This is a genomic window from Actinoplanes sp. NPDC021490 (genome assembly GCF_055562135.1).
Map to the genome: position 1 here is coordinate 426,961 of NZ_JBVHFW010000003.1, position 19,760 is coordinate 446,720.

Annotated in this window: 16 protein-coding genes; 6 read left to right on the forward strand and 10 right to left on the reverse strand. The window is 72.5% G+C overall.

Annotated features, from left to right (window positions below):
- Positions 1-64 precede the first annotated feature (64 nt).
- Positions 65-2,362 (forward strand): putative bifunctional diguanylate cyclase/phosphodiesterase, encoded by a 2,298-nt coding sequence (locus ACZ3I4_RS10330; protein ID WP_465381580.1) that lies wholly within the window; start codon positions 65-67, stop codon positions 2,360-2,362.
- Positions 2,363-2,378: 16 nt separating this feature from the next.
- Here the strand turns inward: ACZ3I4_RS10330 and ACZ3I4_RS10335 are convergent, their stop codons facing one another.
- From ACZ3I4_RS10335 to ACZ3I4_RS10345, 3 genes are read right to left on the reverse strand one after another with little or no spacing between them, the layout of a single operon-like run.
- Complete coding sequence (locus ACZ3I4_RS10335; RefSeq protein ID WP_465381581.1) at positions 2,379-3,869, reverse strand: SpoIIE family protein phosphatase; 1,491 nt, start codon at positions 3,867-3,869, stop codon at positions 2,379-2,381.
- Positions 3,870-3,893: 24 nt separating this feature from the next.
- Positions 3,894-6,128 (reverse strand): FtsX-like permease family protein, encoded by a 2,235-nt coding sequence (locus tag ACZ3I4_RS10340; RefSeq protein WP_465381582.1) that lies wholly within the window; start codon positions 6,126-6,128, stop codon positions 3,894-3,896.
- A complete protein-coding gene (locus ACZ3I4_RS10345) occupies positions 6,125-6,799 on the reverse strand; it encodes an ABC transporter ATP-binding protein (protein WP_465381583.1) in 675 nt (224 codons plus the stop codon). The genes ACZ3I4_RS10340 and ACZ3I4_RS10345 overlap by 4 nt, the downstream gene beginning before the upstream one ends.
- A gap of 220 nt (positions 6,800-7,019) precedes the next feature.
- Here ACZ3I4_RS10345 and ACZ3I4_RS10350 point away from each other — a divergent pair, with 220 nt between their 5' ends.
- Both ACZ3I4_RS10350 and ACZ3I4_RS10355 read left to right on the forward strand, forming a co-directional pair.
- On the forward strand, positions 7,020-8,243 hold the full coding sequence (locus ACZ3I4_RS10350; RefSeq protein WP_465381842.1) for a sensor histidine kinase: 1,224 nt from the start codon (positions 7,020-7,022) through the stop codon (positions 8,241-8,243).
- Positions 8,240-8,908: a response regulator gene (locus ACZ3I4_RS10355; protein WP_465381584.1), complete on the forward strand. Its 669-nt coding sequence runs from the start codon at positions 8,240-8,242 to the stop codon at positions 8,906-8,908. Before ACZ3I4_RS10350 ends, ACZ3I4_RS10355 begins: the two co-directional genes overlap by 4 nt.
- A gap of 6 nt (positions 8,909-8,914) precedes the next feature.
- On the opposite strand, the gene ACZ3I4_RS10360 is transcribed toward ACZ3I4_RS10355, so the two are convergent.
- The 6 genes from ACZ3I4_RS10360 to ACZ3I4_RS10385 form a co-directional block, all read right to left on the reverse strand.
- Positions 8,915-10,174, reverse strand: coding sequence for a tetratricopeptide repeat protein (locus ACZ3I4_RS10360; RefSeq protein WP_465381585.1), 1,260 nt, complete (start codon positions 10,172-10,174; stop codon positions 8,915-8,917).
- Between the two features lie 58 nt (positions 10,175-10,232).
- A complete protein-coding gene (locus ACZ3I4_RS10365; RefSeq protein ID WP_465381586.1) occupies positions 10,233-10,412 on the reverse strand; it encodes a hypothetical protein in 180 nt (59 codons plus the stop codon).
- 67 nt (positions 10,413-10,479) lie between these two features.
- Positions 10,480-10,974, reverse strand: coding sequence for a phospholipase (locus ACZ3I4_RS10370; RefSeq protein ID WP_465381587.1), 495 nt, complete (start codon positions 10,972-10,974; stop codon positions 10,480-10,482).
- Positions 10,975-11,060: 86 nt separating this feature from the next.
- Positions 11,061-11,969: a serine hydrolase gene (locus tag ACZ3I4_RS10375; RefSeq protein ID WP_465381588.1), complete on the reverse strand. Its 909-nt coding sequence runs from the start codon at positions 11,967-11,969 to the stop codon at positions 11,061-11,063.
- Positions 11,970-12,073: 104 nt separating this feature from the next.
- The gene (locus tag ACZ3I4_RS10380; protein ID WP_465381589.1) at positions 12,074-13,573 is read right to left on the reverse strand and encodes an ATP-binding protein; all 1,500 of its coding nucleotides are present in this window, start codon (positions 13,571-13,573) and stop codon (positions 12,074-12,076) included.
- 30 nt (positions 13,574-13,603) lie between these two features.
- Positions 13,604-13,978 (reverse strand): response regulator transcription factor, encoded by a 375-nt coding sequence (locus ACZ3I4_RS10385; RefSeq protein ID WP_436654460.1) that lies wholly within the window; start codon positions 13,976-13,978, stop codon positions 13,604-13,606.
- Positions 13,979-14,182: 204 nt separating this feature from the next.
- On the opposite strand from ACZ3I4_RS10385, the gene ACZ3I4_RS10390 reads away from it, so the two are divergent.
- Both ACZ3I4_RS10390 and ACZ3I4_RS10395 read left to right on the forward strand, forming a co-directional pair.
- Positions 14,183-14,413 (forward strand): hypothetical protein, encoded by a 231-nt coding sequence (locus tag ACZ3I4_RS10390; RefSeq protein WP_465381590.1) that lies wholly within the window; start codon positions 14,183-14,185, stop codon positions 14,411-14,413.
- 268 nt (positions 14,414-14,681) lie between these two features.
- Entirely contained in the window at positions 14,682-16,751 is a 2,070-nt protein-coding gene (locus ACZ3I4_RS10395) for an anthranilate synthase family protein (RefSeq protein ID WP_465381591.1), read from the forward strand.
- Between the two features lie 59 nt (positions 16,752-16,810).
- Here the strand turns inward: ACZ3I4_RS10395 and ACZ3I4_RS10400 are convergent, their stop codons facing one another.
- Positions 16,811-18,163 (reverse strand): alpha/beta fold hydrolase, encoded by a 1,353-nt coding sequence (locus ACZ3I4_RS10400; protein WP_465381592.1) that lies wholly within the window; start codon positions 18,161-18,163, stop codon positions 16,811-16,813.
- Positions 18,164-18,272: 109 nt separating this feature from the next.
- On the opposite strand from ACZ3I4_RS10400, the gene ACZ3I4_RS10405 reads away from it, so the two are divergent.
- Positions 18,273-19,667: a sensor histidine kinase gene (locus ACZ3I4_RS10405; RefSeq protein WP_465381593.1), complete on the forward strand. Its 1,395-nt coding sequence runs from the start codon at positions 18,273-18,275 to the stop codon at positions 19,665-19,667.
- Positions 19,668-19,760: the final 93 nt, after the last annotated feature.

Genomic DNA, 19,760 nt, shown 5'->3' on the forward strand with positions numbered 1-19,760 from the left:
CCTGTGGCCCGGGTAGCCCCGCGATCTCCTCAGCCCGCGGCGGTGTCGAGCCGATGGGAACGCTGTGGAGAGGACGAGCGACGCCGATGGGGTGACGGTGCCCCCGTTCCGGCTGACGCGCGTCCTGGCCGTGGCAGCCAGCTCTCTCGCCCTGGCCTGCCTGTGGTTCGGCTTCGGTCTCGTGCACGAGACCCCCACGTCGGCGGGCTGGCTGGCGCTGCTCGTGTCGGTGCCGGTCGCCGCGGTCATCTCGTGGCGGGCCTCGGCCGGCGGCCGGAACTATTGGCGGTACGCCTCGGTCGGCATCATCCTGATCGGTCTCGGCGGCGCCTCCAACGCGTGGGACTACTTCAGCGGCGCCCAGTACGGCCAGCACATCAGCGGCCTCACCGCCGGGATCTACGTCGCCGGGCTGGTCGCCTTCGTGGCGGGGCTGCTGCGCATTCCGGGCGCGAGACGCAGCGGCATCGAGTGGACCCGCTTCGGTCTCGACACCGCCACGGTGATCGTCACCGTGCTCACCTTCACCTGGCACTTCGCCTACCCGCGCTGGGAGAGCTGGCTGGGCGGCACGATCGCCGACTCGTTCTCCGTGCTGATCGTGCTGACGGCCGGTTTCGTCTGCGTCTTCGCCTTCGTCAAGGTGGCCTTCACCGGCACCGGCCCGATCGACCGGCGCGCCCTGCACCTGCTGGCCCTCACCGGCGCGATCGGTGCGGGCGGCGGGTCGCTGGCGCCGCTGCTGGCCGACAAGCCCTATCTGAACACCGCGCACATACTGCTGCCGGCCACCTGCCTGTGCCTCTGCCTGGCCGCCGACCGCCAGATCCGGGCCAGCAGCCTCGGACGCTCGCTGCCACGCCCGGCGATGCGCCGGCTCAGCCTGATGCCGTACGCCGCCGTGCTCGGCACCGCCGTTCTGCTGCTCTCCAGCGCCATCGGCGGCACCGCCGACCTGCTCGCGGTGGCGATCGGCTCGGTGACCGTCACGCTGCTGGTGGCCGCCCGCCAGCTGGTCGCCCTGCGCGACAACGCCCGCCTCCTCGAGGACCTCGACGCCCGCCAGCGCGAACTGGCCTACCAGGCCGGGCACGACGCGCTGACCGGCCTGGCCAACCGCACCGTGCTCGCCCGCGCGATCACCGAGGCGCTGGCCGAGGATCCGTCCGACGTCAGCGTGGCCCTGATCGACCTCGACGACTTCAAGGCGATCAACGACGACCTCGGCCACGCGGTCGGCGACGCGCTGCTCGTGGCCGTGGCCGGCACGATCGCGGCCCAGCTGCCCGCGGGCAGCCTGGTGGCCCGTCAGGGCGGCGACGAGTACGCGCTGCTGCTGCGCGGGGACGCCACCGGCACGCTGGCCGCGATCGCCTCCCGGCTGCGCCTGTCGGTGCACGCCGGCGGTCACGAGCTGGTGGTCGAGTCGAGCATCGGCCTGGCCCCGGCCCGCGACGGCGACACCGCCGACGAGCTGCTGCGCCGGGCCGACGTGGCGATGTACGAGGCCAAGGGCAAGGGCAAGGGCCGCCAGGTCACGTACACCGCGGAAATGGACCAGCGCACCGCCGAGCAGTCCCGGCTCGCGGCCGACCTGCGCGTCGCCCTCGACAGCGACCAGCTGCACCTGCTCTACCAGCCGATCGTGGCGATGCCGGGCGGCGAGCTGTACGGGGTCGAGACCCTGATCCGCTGGAACCACCCGGAACGCGGCCCGATCGGCCCCGACGTCTTCATCCCGGCGGCCGAGCGCACCGGCCTCATCGTGCCGCTGGGCGCCTGGATCCTGGAGGAGGCGTGTCTTCAGGCGGTGCGCTGGCGCGACGAGCTGGGCGAGGCCGCCCCGCACACGGTCACCGTCAACGTGTCGGCCCGCCAGCTGCGCGAGGCCGGGTTCGCCGAGGAGGTCGCGGCCGTGCTGCGGCGCACCGGGCTGCCCCCCGAGGTGCTGACGGTCGAGGTCACCGAGACGGCGGTGTTCGACGGCGGCACGGCGCTGGCCGAGGTGCGCGCGATCGCCGACCTCGGCGTCAAGATCGCCCTGGACGACTTCGGCACCGGCCACTCGTCGCTGGGCCTGCTGCGTACGTGCCCGGCCGACGTTCTCAAGGTCGACAAGTCGTTCGTCGACGACGTCACCGAGGGCGGTCAGCAGGCGGTCGTGGTGGCGGCGCTGATCGGCATCTGCGAGGGCATGGGCCTGCGCGCCGTGGCCGAGGGCGTCGAGACCGCCGAGCAGGCGGCCGAGCTGCAGCGGCTCGGCTACCGCTACGCGCAGGGCTTCCACTACGGCCGGCCGATGCCCGCCGGCGCGATCGCCGTGTACCGCCCGGCCCCGGTCCGGAGCCGCATCGCCGCCTGAGGTGTGCGGCCGGCTCTCAGGGGCGCCGGTGGATCACGGCCAGGACCACGTCGTCCTCGGCCCGGTCGGCCAGCTCGGCCGGGAGGCGGTCGCACAGGGCCTCGGCGCTGTCGTCCGGGCTCGCGGCCAGCGCGTCGAGCAGGGCCTGCATGCCGGCGATGAGATCGCGGTCGCGGCGCTCGACCAGACCGTCGGTGTAGAAGACGACGGTCGAGCCGGGCTCGAGAGTCATCGCATGGGTGGACCGGGCGGCCGGGAACCGGGTGCCGAGCAGGGGCTCGGAACGAGCGGCCAGGAGGCGTACGGGGAAACCGGGGTTGATCGCCGCCGGTGGCGGGTGCCCGGCGTTGGACCAGGTCAGCTCGTGCGTCTCGAGGTCCACGTAGGCGAGCACGGCGGTGGCGAAGACGTCGACCGACAGGCCCACCATCGCGTCGCCGAGCGCCGACAGCACCCGGTCCGGCGGGCCCGGCAGGGCGTACGCGATGCCGCGCAGCAGGTTGCGGATCTGGCTCATCGCCGCCGCGGCGTCCCGGTCGTGGCCGGTGACGTCGCCGACCGCCACCGCGAGCCGGCCGCCGGGCAGCGGGAACGCGTCGTACCAGTCGCCGCCGACCTTGGCCCCCTCGGCCGCCGGCTGATAGCGGACCGCCACCTCGAGGTGGTCGGGCTGGGCCGGATGGCTGAGCAGGCTGCGCTGCAGCGCCTCGGCGATCTGCCGCTCGGTCTCGGCCGCCCGCCGCTCGGCGACCCGGCTCAGACCCTGGTCGAGGGCGGCCGCGACCAGGCGCAGGAAGCCCCGGTAGTCGTCGTCGTCGGGCAGGTGCGGGCTGAGGCCGGTGACCAGGCCCAGGTGGTCGCGCAGCTCGAGGCGTACGCGGGGGTCGCCGGGATCGGCCGGGCCGGGCCGGATCTCGGCGCCCGGCAGGTCGCCGGCGCCGTCCCGCAGCACCGGCAGAGCCCGGTCCAGCAGCTGCGGCACGGTCTCGACGTCGGCCAGGCGCTCGGTCAGCCGGCTCAGCAGCCCCAGCCGGCGGCGGCCGATGACCAGCGCGGTGGTCTCGGCGGCGATGTCGATGACCCCCTCGATCTCGCCGCCGGGCCCCCGGATGGCCGAGTAGGAGAACGTGAAGTACGTCTCCTCGGGGTAACCGTGCCGGTTCATCAGCAGCCGCATGTCCTCGGTCCAGGTCGCGGCGCCACCCGACCGGACCTGGTCGATCATCGGCCCGATCTCGTCCCAGATCTCGGGGAACACGTCACGCGCTGTGGCCCCCAGCGCGGCCGGGTGCTTGTCGCCGATCATCTGGACGTAGGCCTGGTTGTAGAGCAGGACGAGCTCCGGGCCCCAGAACAGCGTGACCGCGCTGCGGGTGTGCAACAGCATGTCGACCGTGGTCAGCAGCGTGGGGCTCCACTCGCTGACCGGCCCCAGCGGGGTCTTGGCCCAGTCGACCCCGAGATACGCCGGACGCAGGTCACCGGCATCGGCGAAGGGATCGGTCACCAACTGAATCTAGGCCACGCGCCGTTATTCGGTCCGCAGGGCCACCGCCGTACGGGTCCGGGCCGCCCAGCCGGCCGGGAGCAGCGCGCCGACCAGGGCGATCAGCGGGCCCCCCAGGGCCAGCGCCGCCAGCAGGGCCGGACCGTAGACGTCCAGCAGGCTGTGCGGCAGGTGCAGTCCCCCGCTCGCCGCCATGGCCGGGACCACCAGGCGCTGCATCGCTATCCCGGCCGGAACCCCCAGCAGGCCGCCGAGCAGGCCCACCCCGGCGACCGAGGCGATCACCATCGCGATCGTCTGGCGCGGGGTCATGCCCAGCGCCTTGTGGACGCCCAGGTCGTGGACGCGGTCGCGCAGGTCGAGCACCAGCATGTTGAGCACGCCCAGCGCGGCCACGGCCAGCAGGAGCAGGGTCAACGTCAGGGTCAGCCCCTGCACGACCACCAGCAGCGGGTCGATCTCGGCGCCGTTCGGCTCGGCGACCAGGTCGCGGCCGGCCAGGGCGGCGGTCAGGGCCTGGGCGTACCCGGCCTGGTCGGTGCCGTCGGTGAGTGCGATCCGCCACTCCCCCGGCTTGAGGGTGGGGATCGTGGCGGCGGAGGTGAAGACCCCGCCGCCGGTCTCGAAGACCTCGCCGACGAGGTGCAGGCGTACGGGCTGATCCCCGGCTTTGATCTCGACGATGTCACCGACCCGCGTGCCGGTCGCGTTGAGGAACGGGGCCCCGGCGACCGCCTCGCCCGGCGCCGCGAACCACCGGCCGGACACCATCTCGTAGCCGTCCCACGTCGCGTCACCGGTGATCGCGTTCACGGAGAACGGATCGCTCACGCCGGGCGCCGTTCCCGGAGCCTCCCCCAGCCCGTACGCGGCCCGGGTCCCCTCCTGGGCGGTGATCACCGGGAGCACGTCCGTCCTGTCCCCGCCGCCCATCACGACGACGTCCGCGTTGTTCTGCTCGACGGCGTTCTGGATGCGCACCAGCGACGCCGCCAGCCCGCTGGCGAACGTGACCGCGGCCGCCCCGGTCGCCACCGCCAGCAGGATCGCCGTGGTGCGCACCGGCCGCGCGAACGGCCGGGCCAGGCCCAGCGCCACCGGCCGGGGAACGGGCAGCCGGGCCGCGATCCGGGCCGCCCACCGGCCGCGGACGGGCCCGGTCGCCCGGCCCACCGCGATCGCGTCCACGGTCCGCAGCCGTCCGGCCCGCAGCGCCGCCACCCACGCGGTCGCGGCGACCACGGCGAGGACCCCACCGGCCGCCACGAGCGTCACCCACCAGGCGATCGTCGCGTTGGCCGAGCCGTACAGCTGCTCGGTCTGGGCCAGGACGGGCAGCGCGATCAGGTTGCCGGCCAGCGCGCCCGCGACACCACCGGCGGCCGCCGGGATCAGCGCCTGGGCGACGAACGCGCGGACGATCCCGGCCGGGGTGCAGCCGAGCGCCTTGAGGATGCCGATCCGCCGGGTCGCCCCGCCGACCGCACCGGCGATCACCGTGCCCACCACGAGCACCGCCATCACGATCCCGAGCAGCGCGAACGCGACCAGGAAGGGCACGAAGACGGCGGCCTCCTCGACGGCCTGCTGACGCACGTCGAGCCAGGAGCGGGCGCCGGTGACCGAGCCCGCCGGCAGGGTCGCTTCGACGGCGGCGCGGTCGGCCGCGACCTCGGCGGCGGTGCCCGCGGCGGCGAACCGGTAGAGCATCTGCCGGCCCTGGGACCCGCCGAGCGCGTCCACGGCGGAGGGCAGCACCCAGGCCGTCGCCGTCGCGCTGACCGAACGGGCCGTGCCGACCACGGTCAGCGTCACGCCGTCCTGAGTTGTCAGGTGCTCGCCGACCGGAAGCCGGAAGCTGCCGTCGCCGACCACAATCTCGTCCGGCCCGGTCGCCCACCGCCCGTCGGTCACCTCGACCCGGTCCACGTCACCGCCGGGTCCGGGGCGGGCGACGACGGTCAGCGGCGGGCCCATGCCGCCCGGGCCTCCCAGCGGAACATCCAGCACCTCGTACGGGCCGGCCACCGCGACCACCCCCGGCACCGCCACCGGCTCGGCCGCGGGGGCCAGCTGGACGGTCAGGTGCGCCCCGCCCTGGGCGGCGAACGCGTCGTCGAACGGCGCCTTGGAGGCCACCAGCAGCCCGGCGCCCAGCACCGACGCGGTCACGGCGGCCGCCGCCACCAGCCCGATCACCATGGTCTGGACCCGCCGGCGGCGCACGCCCGACCGGATCACCGATCGCAGGCCGCTCATCGCTCCTCCTCGGCCCGGCCGTCGCGCATGCCGATCGTGCGGGTGGCGCAGTCCCGGGCCAGCCGCAGGTCGTGGGTGACGAGCACGATCGTCTGGCCGCTGTCGTGCAGGTCGTTGAGCAGCTGCCGGACATCGTCGCCGGAGGCGGTGTCCAGCGCGCCGGTCGGCTCGTCGGCCAGCAGCAACGCCGGACGGTTGACCAGCGCCCGGGCCACGGCGACGCGCTGCCGTTCCCCGCCCGAGAGCCGCCCCGGATACGCGTCCCGGTGCCGGGCGATGCCCAGCGAGGCCAGCAGCCCGGCCGCGTGCTCGCGCGCCTCCCGCTGCGGGGCGCCGGCCAGTTGCGCGGGCAGCAGCACGTTGTCGAGCACGGTCAGGTCATCCAGCAGGTTGAAGAACTGGAAGACCAGCCCGATGCGGGTACGCCGGAACTTCGCCGAGGCGGCCTCACCGAGCGTCTCGACCCGGGTGCCGGCCACGGTGACCGTGCCCTCGTCCGGCCGGTCCAGCCCGGCGATCAGGTTGAGCAGCGTCGACTTGCCGCTGCCGGACGGGCCGAGCACGGCGACGGACTCGCCCGGCTTCACGGTCAGCGACACGTCGTGCAGCGCGGGCGGGCCCTCGTCGTAGCGACGGGTCACCCCGCGCAGTTCGATCACCGGGTCGGTCATGTGGGCGCTCCTTGGTCGGTCGCTCTGACGGGTCGTGGTGACACGTCGTGGTGACGGGTCGCAGTGACGTTAGGGGCGCGCTGGAGCCGCCCGCGTCGGTCCCGCGGCGCATCGGCCGTACCGTCGAAGGTGGACATGGCCCGGGGTCATCCCTGCGATGTAGCCACCGCGGCCGATGCCCGGGATGGCCGCGGCGGGCCAGAATGGGCCCGTGAAGTGGATGGTGGCCACCGGGCCCTTGCCGAGACCGGGCTGGCGCGCGCTGCTGCTCGACGCAGCCCTGGCCTTCGTGCTCGGGCTGGTCTGCTTCCAGGCCGCCACCGACGACGCCGCGATCATCCGGCCGCTGCCGACCGGGATGCCCCCGATGAGGCCCGACCCCTGGGTGCCCGAGGCGCCGCCCGAGTCGGATCTGGGTGCGCTGCTGCTGGTGTTCGTCCTCTGCGCGCCGCTCGTGCTGCGCCGGCGCTATCCGCTCGGCGTGCTCTGGGCGACGACGTTCGCCTCGCTGCTGGTGCTGCTCAGCCAGGGCGAGCAGCAGCCCAACCTCTACCCGTGTGTGGTGATCGCCTCGCTCATCGCCGTCTACAGCGCGGCCGCGCACAGCCCCTACCGCGTGCCCGCCCTGGCCGGCATCGCGGTGACCGCGCTGATCGGGGTGACCGTGGTCGAGGTGCCCGGCGACTATCTGCCGTTCCTGGTGCTGACCCCGCTGACCGCCGCGGCCGGCGGCAACTACGTGTGGAAGCGACGCGCCGGTGAGGACCGCGACCGTATCGCCGGGGAGGCCCGCGCGCAGGCCGAAGCGTTACGCGACGCGGTCGACGGCGAACGCGCCCGCATCGCCCGCGAACTGCACGACGTCGTGACGCACCACGTGAGCGTGATGGTCATCCAGGCCGGGGCGGCCCGGGCCGTGCTGACGGCCGAGCCCGGCCAGGCCCGGGAGGCGCTGCTGGCGGTCGAGTCGACCGGCCGGTCGGCGCTGACCGAGCTGCGCAACGTGATGGGCCTGCTGTCCGAGCCCGTCGAGCCCGGGCTGCCGGAGGCGCCGCAACCGGGGATCGAGGGACTGCCCGCGCTGATCCGCCGCATGCGCGAAGCCGGGGTGCCGGTGCTGCTGACCGTCCTCGGTGACGAGCGCCCGGTCGCCCCCGGCGTCGGGCTCACCGCGTACCGGGTCGTGCAGGAGGCCCTGACCAACATGGTGCGGCACGCGCCCGGGGCCACCGCCATGGTGCTGGTCGAATACCGCGCGGAGGAGCTGCGGGTCGAGGTCGGCAACACCGAGCCCGACGCCCCCGCCGCGCCCGGCCCGACCGGCGGGCGCGGGCTGATCGGCCTGCGGGAACGACTGGCCGTCTACGGTGGGACCCTGCGCGCCGAGGCCCGCCCCGGCGAGGGCTTCCGGGTCGAGGCGCTGATCCCGCTGGAGGCGGCGTGACGGTGCGGGTGGTGGTGGCCGACGACCAGGCACTGGTCCGGACGGGCTTCCGCATGATCCTCACGGCCGGCGGCGTCGAGGTGGTGGGCGAGGCGGCCACCGGCGCGGAGGCGATCGACGCGGTCCGGCGCACCCGCCCCGACGTGGTGCTGATGGACGTACGGATGCCGGAACTGGACGGGCTCGAGGCGACCCGCCGCATCCTCACCGGGGCCGCCGCGGCGCCGCGCATCATCATCCTGACCACGTTCGACCTCGACCAGTACGTCTATGCCGCGCTCGCCGCCGGGGCCAGCGGTTTCCTGCTCAAGGACGTCACGCCGGAACACCTGGTGGCGTCCGTGCTGATGGTGCGGGACGGCGACGCGCTGCTCGCCCCGGCGATCACCCGGCGGCTCGTCCAGCGGTTCGCCCGCCGCGACCCGCAGACCGCCTCCCTGCACCGAGACCTGGCCACCCTGACCCCGCGCGAGACCGAGGTGCTGCGCCTGCTGGCGGGCGGCCTGAGCAACGCCGAACTGGCCGGCGCGCTGCACCTGTCCGAGGCGACCGTGAAGACCCACGTGGCCCGGATCCTCGGCAAACTCCAGCTGCGCGACCGCGTGCAGGCGGTGGTCGTCGCCTACGAGACCGGCCTGGTCAGCCCGGGCGCCCCAGCCGACTGACCGCTCTCAGCCCTTGACGACGGTGAGCGTGCTGACCGGGGTGGCGTTGAGCGCGCTCATCGGGGTGCCCTTGTCGCCCCAGCTGCCGTCGGCGATCGCGGTGTCGCGTTGAGCGATCAGGTCGTTGTAAGCCGTCCGGGAGAGGCGGTCGAGCCGCAGCTTCCAGGGCACGCCGGTGCCTTCGGAGCGGGTGGAGCCGAGATAGATCGTGTACGGGGCGGCGGCGCCGTCGATGATGTCGAGCTTGCCGTCGAGATAGCAGCGGCCGGCCACGCAGAGGAGCAGCGCGACGACCGTGCCGGTCGACTTGGCGTCGGCCGCTGAGACGGTGAAGCGGGCGTCGAACGGGTAGGGGACGCGGCTGTTGTTGCCCGGCGCGACGATCCTCGTGCGTACGGCGGCTCGGGGTGGGGTGGTCTTGGTCGCCTTGGGCGGGGTCGTCTTGGTCGGGGTCGTCTTGGAGGTGCGCGTCGCCGGGGGTGCCGTGGTGGCGGCGGACGGGGCCACCGGGGCCTGCGGGAGCGCGGAGATTCCGGCCGCGGATGGTAAGGCCGCGGCGGGTGGGGAGGGGGCCGGCTGCGCGTCCGCGGTGGATTCCGGCTTGTCGTCTCCGGGTCGCAGCAGGAACACCGCTACGACTACGGCCACGATGATGCCGCCCACGACACCGCCGAGGGCCGCGGGCAGCCAGGCGCGGTGCGGACGGGAAGGCGAAGCCGGCCCGAAACGAGGCGCGGGCGCGGGCGGCGGTGGCGCGGGCGCGGGCGCAGCTGAAGGGGGTCCGGTAGCGGGAGCCGGCGGGGCGAAGACCGGCGATGGCAAAGACGGGGCGGGGACGGGGGCTTGCGCGGCGGTCAGGTAGTCGCGGGCCCGGGCCACCGCCCAGTGGTCCTCCCCCAGCGCGGCCGGCCCGAACTTGGCGACGGCAGCGAAGTTGGACCGGGCCACATGCCGGTTGGCCAGATCTTCGGCGACCACGGCCAGCTCGAAGGCGAGCATCACCGCCAGCGGATCGGCGCCTCCGGGCGAAGCGGCCACCGCCTCCTCGAGGACCCGTCGCGCCGCCGCCGGGTCGTCCAAAGTGACGTGCAGCGCGGCCAGCTGCCGCATCGTCTCCAGCAGCTCCGGGTCACCGTCGGCCAGACCGGCCCGGCCCTGCGCGACCGCGTCGGCGAGCAACGCGCGCCCCGCCTCCGGATCCCCGGCCTCGGCGAGGCTGACTGCTTGCCGGCGGAGGAGGCGCAAGTGATCGAACGCGAGAGGCACCCCGCCATGCTGCCTGCCGGGCGCCATCGATGCCAGTTCACATCGCAATCGTGATGCGTCAGGTGGTGGCGGCGCTCAGGCCCCCTACGACCACGACGGCGCCGAGCGCGACGAGCAGGGCCGTGCAGATCTGCTGCATGCGCCGGCTCGGCAGGGGCTGCTGGTCGAGGACGGCGACCATGACGCCCCACGCGGCGGCGAGGGTGGCCGCGAGCCCGCCGACCAGGAATCCGAACATCGTTGCAGGATGCCGTCCCGGCCGTGGGCGGCTGCCAACGGCCGGTGACGTCACGTTGAATTGCGGGCTACTTCTCGATGAGGGCGGCGGCCTTGTCGATGTCCGACTGCTTGACCGCGGCCAGCGAGCCGAACAGCTTGACGGCCTGATAGTAGGTCCAGGCCAGGCTGTTACAGGCCGGGCGGACGACGGCGTTGTAGGTGGCACAGACCCGCTTGAGGTCGGCGTAGAAGGTGTCGTCGATGCGGGCCTTGTTGGCCGGGAACTGGCCGATCGACTTGTAGTTGCGGTAGCCGAAGTCGTGGTGCCAGCAGGACGTGTCGAAGTTGAAGCCGAGCGGGTTGTCGGGGCTCGACGAGCAGTAGTCGGTCGACCAGTCGAAGCCGTACGAGGCCCACGGCGGCCGGTTGTTGCGGGCGTCGTTCCAGGCCGCGGTGCTGGCCGCGGTCGGCTGGGTCCAGCGCGAGAGGACGGTTTCCTTGGAGTCCGCGGCGTGGGCGGCGCTCACCGGGACGAGCGCGGCGACGGCGAACAGCAGGACGACGAGGATGCGGCGGATCATCGGAGCCTCCTAGATGGGATGCATCCAGACTCCGGCCGCAGGGGTGAATAGATCCACCCCTGTCTATCGAACTCCGCCTACTGACTTCAGTACTTCAGGTGCTCCCTCGTCAGCTTGGCGACCTTCTCGACCAGCGCTATGCCACTGTCCATCGACTGGTTGTTGTGCGACAGCACGGCCACCGAGACGTCGACCTTGCCGTCCGGCGAGGTGACCCGGCCGATCGTGTTGATCGCCCACAGGCCGCCGTCGGCCGAGCGGGTGTCCCAGCCGTTCTTCACCGTGGTGGTCTCGCCCGGACGGGCCACCGCGGGCACACCCCAGTCCTGCTCGTCGTTGACGGTGCTCATCAGGGAGAACGCCGTCTTGCGCGAGTCCGCGTCGAGCGGGCCGCGCGGGTCGGCCAACCGGGACAGCAGCTTGACCTGGTCGCTCGCGGTCGTCCGGGTCAGGCCCCAGGCCCGGTTCACGGTCGTCTGGGTCAGTCCGAGACGCTTGTTGCACTTGGTGATCGCGCTCTTGCCGCCCAGGCGCTCGAACAGCTCGGTGGTCGCGTTGTTGTCGCTGAGCTGGATCATGGGGGTGGCCAGGGCCATCTCGCCCGCGGTGGGCTCGCGGTCCTTGTCCTGCGCCTGGAGCAGCTCGCAGGCGAGGATCTGCGCCTTGACGATGCTGGCCGTGTCGAACTTCGTCGCGCCCTGGTACGCGTACGCCTGACCGGTCTTCTTGTCGATCACGGCGACCGAGAAGTCGGGGGTCTCGGCCGCGACCAGCTTGAGGGCGGCGTCGAGCTGTTTGGCCCGTTTCGCCCGCTCGATCTTGGCCAGTTCCTCGGGGCTCGGGCCGGCCGGTTTCGCCGCCTTGCCGCCCGTGAGCGCGGTCGGCAGGACGCCACCGCCGTCACCATCGTCGCCCATGCCGAGAGCGATGAGGCCTCCGCCGCCGAGGATCACGGCTGCCGCCACAGCAATGATGAGGTTCCGGGATCGCCGCATCCGAAGCATAGTGCCGCCTTCGGCGCGAAGACTCAAACCCTCGCACACAGGGCACTTTCATCGATACATTGAGTGATCGTTTTCGCCCTGCCGGGCTCGTTCCGTCAGGGCTGGCCCGGTTCGGCCGGAAGCGTGATGGTGACCGTCGTTCCCACGTTCTCGGTGGAGTCCACGGTGATGGTGCCGCCGTGGTTGTCGATGATCGTGCGCACGATGGCCAGGCCCAGCCCGGTGCCGGGAACGGCCTGCTTGATGGCGTTGGTGGCGCGGAAGAAACGGACGAACAAGGCCTGCTGCTCGTCGGCCGGGATGCCCATGCCGGTGTCGGCCACGGTCACCACCGCCCGGTCGTCCCGGCGTTCGGCGTGCACCTTGACCGTGCCGTCGGCCGGGGTGAACTTGACGGCGTTGGACAGCACGTTGTCGAGGACCCGGTCGAGCTGGCCGCCGTCGCCGCGCACCGGCAGCGGGCCCCGGACGTCGAGGTGCAGCCCGACCGAGTTCTTGGCGGCCAGCGGACCGATCCCGATCAGCGCCTTGTCGACGACCTTGGCCAGGTCGAGCGGGGTGCGGTCGCTGCTGTAGTCGCCCGATTCGATCTTCGACAGGGTCAGGATGTCCTCGATCAGGTCGCGCAGCCGCTTGGTGTTGCGCGAGATCACCTCGAGCATGCGGCGGTGCGCGTCGCTCAGGTCGCCCGGATCGCCGTCGCGCATCAGCTCGAGATAGCCGGAGATGCTGGTCAGCGGCGTGCGCAACTCGTGCGAGACGGTGGCCATGAAATCCGTCTTGACGGTGTCGAGGGCCTGCAGGCGCGCGCTGGTCTGCTCCTCGTGCCGCCGGATGTGCTCGCTCTGCTCGGCCGCCGCATTCACCGCCTCGGCGACCGCCCGGATCTCCGCCGGTCCATTCGTCACGTCGGCACGGGCTTCGAGCTTTCCTTCCCGTACGGAATCAAGCGTCTCGACGACCGCACCGAGGGGCCGGGTGATGCGGCGGGTGGTACGCACGGCCGTGATCAGGGCGCCGATCGCGGCCGCGACGGTCAGGGCGGAAACGACCGCGATGGCGGCGGCCTGCAACGTGCCGGCCCGGGTGCTCAGGTCCCCGGCGCGGCCGGCCAGCCTCGACCGGAGCTCGTCGTTGGCCCCCACGAAATCCTGGAACAGCGGTTTGCCCTGCTCCACGAGCCGTATCGCGGCCTCGCTGCGGGGCGGTTCGACACGCTGCCGCTCGGCGACGGCCCACCACATGTTCGCCTTGCCGATCTGTTCGACCGCCACAGCCTCGTCCCGGTCCGCGCTGAGCCGGCGCAGGTCGTCGGCGGCCACGGAGTATTCGCCGCGCGCCACGAAGTACGTGTCGAGCATCTGTTCGTCGCCGGTCAGCAGGTAGCCGCGCAGCCCGCGCTGGGCGTCGGCGAGCACCGCGCGGAGCTCGGCGTTGGCCATCTGCGCCGGTTGCACCTCGCCGGTCAGCTGCTGCACGGCCCGGTGCTGCACCAGCACGGCGGCCAATTCGGCCACGCCGGACCCGATGATGATCGCGACCAGGACCGCGAAGGCCTTGCTCAGCAGCCTCCCGACGGAGCCGTCACGTCGCATCGGCCCGGCGTGGGCCCGCCCGCCCGGGCCTCACGCCCGGGCCCGGCTCAGCAGAGCCTGGATGCGGGACACCAGCTCACGGGGACTGAACGGCTTGGTCACGTAGTCGTCGGCGCCGGCGCTGAAACCGCCCTCGACGTCCTGCTCCTGCACGCGGGCGGTCAGCATGATGATCAGGATCCCGGCCGTCGCCGGTTCGGACCGCAGGATCCGGCACACGTCGATGCCGGACAGCCCCGGCATCGACACGTCCAGCACGGCCAGCGTGGGCTGACGGCTGCGGGCCTGCTCGACCGCCGTCTGCCCGTCCTCGACGGCGATCACTTCGAAGCCCGCCTGCTCGAGCTTGAACGCCACCAGATCGCGGATGTCCGCGTCGTCGTCGGCGACCAAGACCACCGTCACGGCAATCTCCCTCGGTTGGCTGCGGCGCTTTTCGCTACTTATCGGGACCATATCCGGTTAGTCCGGGTTGTGAGGCCGCTCCGGGAATGCCGACGCGGCTCAGGCCCTCTGCAACCAACGCGCAACGAGCGTGCAGCAGCGCTGCATCTCCGCTCCGGTGTTCTGGTTGCCGACCCCACTTGCTCCGCCCGGCAGGAGGTTTCCGTGAGCGCAGTACTCCAGGACATCAGGTCCGAAGCCCTTTTCGTCTCGCACGTCCAGCGGTCCCAGCGACCCACACCCGAGCTGATCCGCCAGGCCGTGACGGCCACGGTCGACCAGCTGGGCGAGGCCCGCTGCGCCGAACTGGTCGCCCAGGAATTCGGCGAACACCCCGACTGCGCCATCGGCCGCATGCTCTGGGCCCGCCACGCGGTCCGTTCCGCCTTCTCGTAGGTCACCACCCGCGCCGCTCATGCCCCTTCTCTCCCGCTTCCGCATCGCTCGGCCCGCGCTTCCCCGCTCGGGGGATTTTTGGGACGGGTCTGGTGCGGGAGCGGCGCCGGGCCGTAGTCTCGGCCGCATGCTGAACGCGCGACTGAACTGGTGGCCCGCCTGACCGGCGGCCCCCAACGCGCGTAACCACAACGCGGCCGCCTCCCCGAGGCGGCCGCTTTCGTATGGTCTGTCCTCGGTCGGCGCCGCCGGGACCCGGAGGACCACCATGCGACCTTTCGCCCTGCTGCACCGCGACGGCGCCGACCACGTCGAGGTGCTGTCCGGTGACGTGATCACCGTGCCCACGCTCGACGACATCCCCCTGCATCGCGGCCGGCCCACGCTGGCGGTGATCCCCTACCGCCAGATCACCGAGCGCGGCTTCGACTGCGTCGACGACGGCGCCCCCCTCGAATGCCTGATCGTGCGCACCTCCCACCGCGAGCCGCTCGACGCCTTCCCACCCGGCCCGCTGACCATCCGCGACGGCGGCTTCGACCTCTCCGACGACGAATACGGCACGATCGTCGAGGACGTGCTGCGCGACGAGATCGGCCACGGCGAGGGCGCCAACTTCGTGATCCACCGCGTCTTCAACGCCACCGTCGACGGTGACCCGGTCGCCGCCGCCCGCGCCGCCTTCGGCCGGTTGCTCGCCTCGGAACGAGGCACCTACTGGACCTTCCTCGTGCACACGGGCACCCGCACCCTGGTCGGCGCCACCCCCGAACGGCATGTGAGCGTGGCCGACGGCATCACGATGATGAACCCGATCAGCGGCACCTTCCGCAACGGCTCCGGCCGGCTGCTCGACTTCCTGCGCGACCCCAAGGAGGTCGAAGAGCTCTACATGGTGCTCGACGAGGAGCTGAAGATGATGGCCACCGTCGCCGAGCACGGCGGTCAGGTCGCCGGCCCCTACCTCAAGCAGATGACCCACCTGACCCACACCGAGTATCTGCTGGCCGGACGTGGTTCCCTCGACGTGCGCGACGTGCTGCGCGAAACCATGTTCGCCCCCACCGTGACCGGCAGCCCGATCGAGAACGCCTGCCGGGTGATCGCCCGCCACGAACGCCGCGGCCGGGGCTACTACGCCGGGGTGCTGGCCCTGCTCGACCACGACGACCAGGGCCGCCAGACGCTGGACGCGCCAATCCTGATCCGCACGGCCGAGATCTCCCCCGACGGCACCCTGCGCGTCCCGGTCGGCGCCACCCTCGTCCGGCACTCGACCGCGGCCGGCGAGGTCGCCGAAACCCACATCAAGGCCGCAGGCATCCTCGCCGCCCTGGGCGCAGTACCGCCGAGGCCCGCCCCCACACCCGCCGAGGCCGAGTCCCCCGAGGTGCAGGCGGCCCTGGCCGCCCGCAACAACGACCTGGCCCGCTTCTGGCTCGACTCCCGAGCCCCCGGCGCGCTGACCGTTCCCGCCCTGGCCGGCCGCACCGCCGTGATCGTCGACGGCGAGGACACGTTCACCGCCATGCTGGCCCACCAGCTCAAGGCCCTGGGTCTGACCGTCACCCTCGTCCCCTGGAACGCCGCAACCACCACCCCGCCCGACCTCGATCACCCGACCGCACCCGCCCAGCCCGTCACCCCCGACCCGGCCGCAGCCGCTCCCTCCTCCAGTGCGGCCACGGACGCGCAAGCCGACTTCCCGAGCCCCGCCGCAAACCGCCAGGCCGCCTCCCCCAGCGCGGCCGCGGACGCGCAAGCCGACTTCCCGAGCCCCGCCGCAAACCGGCAGGCCACCTCCCCCAGCGCAGCCGCGGGCGCGGAGTCTGCGGCCGGGCGGGTCGCGGCTGAGGTCATGGCGGCTGATCTCGTCATCGCAGGGCCCGGACCGGGCGATCCCGGCGACCTCGCCGATCCGAAGATGGCCGCGATGCGTGCGCTCATCGAGGGCCGGCTCGCCGCGCGGAAGCCGCTGCTCGCGGTCTGCCTCGGCCATCAGATCCTGGCGTCGCTGCTCGGGCTCGGGCTGCACCGCCGGGACTCGCCCTATCAGGGGCTGGCCCGCGAGATCGACTTGTTCGGCGCCCGGCGGCGGGTCGGCTTCTACTCCAGCTTCGCCGCGCTCTCCGCCGACCCGGATCTGGACACTGCGTACGGGCGGGTGGAAATTGGCCGGGACCCGGCCGACTCGACCGTGCATGCGCTGCGCGGACCCGGATTCGCCGGGGTGCAGTTTCATCCAGAATCGGTGCTGAGCCGCGACGGGCTGACTGTGCTCGCAGAGATTTTGCCGGAAGTCCTCTCCGGAGTGATTAGCTCCGCCACGAACGGGTAGCGAAGGACTGCCGGTGGTTCAAGGGGATCGAGAGCCTCCGCTTGGGCCACCGGCCCCATTCATCCGGCGAGCACGTCGTCCAGCACCGCGACGAAGCGGTCGGGCTGCTCGAACGGCACCGCATGGCCGGCATCGGGCACGACGACCAGCTTCTTCTCCGGTGCGCGCAAGAGGGCGTACCACTCGTCGAAGAGCACCTGAAGTCCGCGCATCTCCTCGGCGCCCATGACGAACCGGACGGGCACCGCCAGGCTCGGCACGTCGCGGCGGAGGTCGATGTCCTGCATCCGCGGATAGAGCACGTCCCACGTGTCGAGGATGGCGTTGAGCACGTGGATCTTCTGTAGCAGCGTGAACTCGCGGACGCCCAGCCCGAAAGACAGCGGCCGCTGACCGTACGCCTCGTTCTCGTACGTCAAGATCGGCTCGTAATCCCAGACGCCGGAATACGGTGGAGGACCTCGCTCGGTGAGCTGCCGGACGACCTCGTCGCGACCGTTCGACCGGGCCCAGGCGAGGATGTCGTCGTAGAAGACGCGGTCGCTGGCCGGCAGATTCACCCCCTGGCCGGAGCCGATGTAGGCCCGGAACTTCTCCGGATGTCGCTGCACGGCGAGCACCGACAGCAGCGAGCCGCCGGAATGCCCGTACAGGAAAATCTTGTCTTGGTGGAAACGCTCGCGCAAGTAGTCGGTGACCTCGATGATGTCGGCGACCAGCCGGTCGGTGGTGACCCGCGAGGTCGGATCGAGCGCCGGATAGGACGAGCCACCGCCCCGCCGGTCGAGCGTCGCCATCACGAACCGCTGCTCGACGGCGGCCAGATGGGTGCGGACGTTGCCGAGCTCCGAGCCGCCGGGCGCGCCCGGCACGAACAGCAGAACCGGGGCATCGCCGTGCACCCCGCGGATCATGACGCCGAGCCGGCCCACCCGCGCCAGCTCGGCGACGCCGCCCGGGATCTCGGCGGTGCGAGCGGGGACGGCCACCGCCGCCGTGAAGAGCAGGAGACCGGCGGCGGGGATCGCGTAGAGCGCGCGGCTGACCCGGCGTCTCACTCCACGACCGGCCCCGAGGCCCAGCAGGATCGGCAGGAGCGTCAGTAACGCCTGCACTCCGCGCCCGGTGACCAGGGCGACGACGCCGAACGGGCTGCCGTGCGGCGGCCCGGTGGACGGGCCGGCCACGCCCCGGCGGGCCAGCTCGATCGCCAGCAGGAAGGACACCGGAACGACCAGCCACACGAGGCGGGATCGGCCGAACCGGCCGACGGCCCACCCGAGGGCCGCGCTGACCGCGACCGAGCCGAGCGCCTGGGTGATGGTGAGCGGGCCGCGGGGTGTCCACCAGCCTGCGACCGCGCCCCAGACGGCAGCGGGCAGGACCCAGAGGAGCACCGGGAGGAATCTCATGCCGCTGAGGATCGCGCTCCGCGGCCGGAAGCACAGCCGCCATCGGTAGGGGGTCGACCCAGTACTTTGGTAGGTCCTCAAGCGAGCCCCGGCCTCGTAGGCTTCCGGCATGTCGTCGCTTCTGTTCGCCTTGCCGGTGCCCGGTCCGCCGGGTGGCCGGCGTGCGGCGCTGCGCGACCGGGTGGCCGACGTCATCGCCGTGCTGTCCGCCCTGGCCTACGGCGCGCTCATGGTGCCGCTCGGCGACGCGACCTCGGTCCACGCGGCGATCCCCTGGCAGGCCGACGTGGCGATCGGCGTCGCGTGCGCGGCGGCCCTCGTGGTGCGCCGCCGCCGGCCGCTCGCCCTGTGCCTGGCCCTGCTTCCCTTCGGCGTCATCTCGGTGATGGCGACCGGCCCGATTTTGGTCGCGCTGTTCACGGTCGCGATCCGGCACCGGACCAGACTCGTGCTGGCGCTGGCGGCGGTCCACATAGGCACGGGCGTCGTCTATTACGCGCTCCAGCACGACCCGCCATTCGATCTGTGGGTCGACCTGCTTCTGCGAGCAGTGACGGGGCTGGCCGCCGTGGGCTGGGGATTGTTCCTCAAGGCCTATCGGCACCTGACGTCGTCGCTGCGGGCCGAGGCGGACAACGCGCAGGCCCAGGCGCAGATGAGAATGGAGCAGGCCCGTCTCACCGAACGCACCCGCATCGCTCGCGAGATGCACGACGTGCTCGCCCACCGCATGTCGATGGTGAGCCTGCACGCGGGCGCGCTCGAGGTCCGCACGGACGCCGACCCTGCCGAGATCGCCACGGCCGCCCGCGCCATCCGTGTCAGTTCCCACCTGGCGCTCGAGGAGCTGCGCTCGGTGATCGGCGTCCTGCGCCAGCCCAGCGCCAGCAACAAAAGCGACAGCAACAGCAGCAGCAGCGACAGCGACAGCAACGGCGACAGCAGCAGCAGCAAGAACAACGGCGGCGGTCCGTACGAGGATGGCGATCAGTCTGTGGCGAGGCCGAGTATGCGGGAACTGATTGTCAGCCTGGCCGGTGGCGACGGGCGCGACCTGGGCGGTGTTGACGCGGGTGGTGGGAGTGTTCGGGTCGAGCCGCCGCAGCCGCGCTTCTCGGACCTGCCGGATCTGCTGACCGAGGCGCGGTCGTCGGGCATGAAGATTGACTTCGTCTGGCTGGTGCCGCGTTCGGTGCCGTCGCAGGAGCTCGAGCGGACGGCCTATCGGGTGGTGCAGGAGGGGCTGACCAACGCCCGGAAGCACTCCCCCGAGGGCGAGGTCGAAGTTCTGCTCGAGGGTGGAGGCGGCCGCGATCTGCGGATCCTGGTCACCAACTCGCTGCGGCACAAGTCCGTCGGCGAGGAGCTGCGCGACGGTGTCCCGGGGTCCGGCACGGGGCTGACCGGGGTGGGCGAGCGGGTGGCGCTTGCCGGGGGGCGAGTGGAGTACGGCGCCGAGGGCGACCGTTTCCGTTTGGAGGCCTGGCTGCCTTGCGACGAGTGATCCCCCGCCTCGCCGGTAGAGCGAAAGCCAGTCCGGCCAAGCACCACGCCAGTGACTGGACGGTGCCGACTCTGCCGGCCGGAGACTCGATGG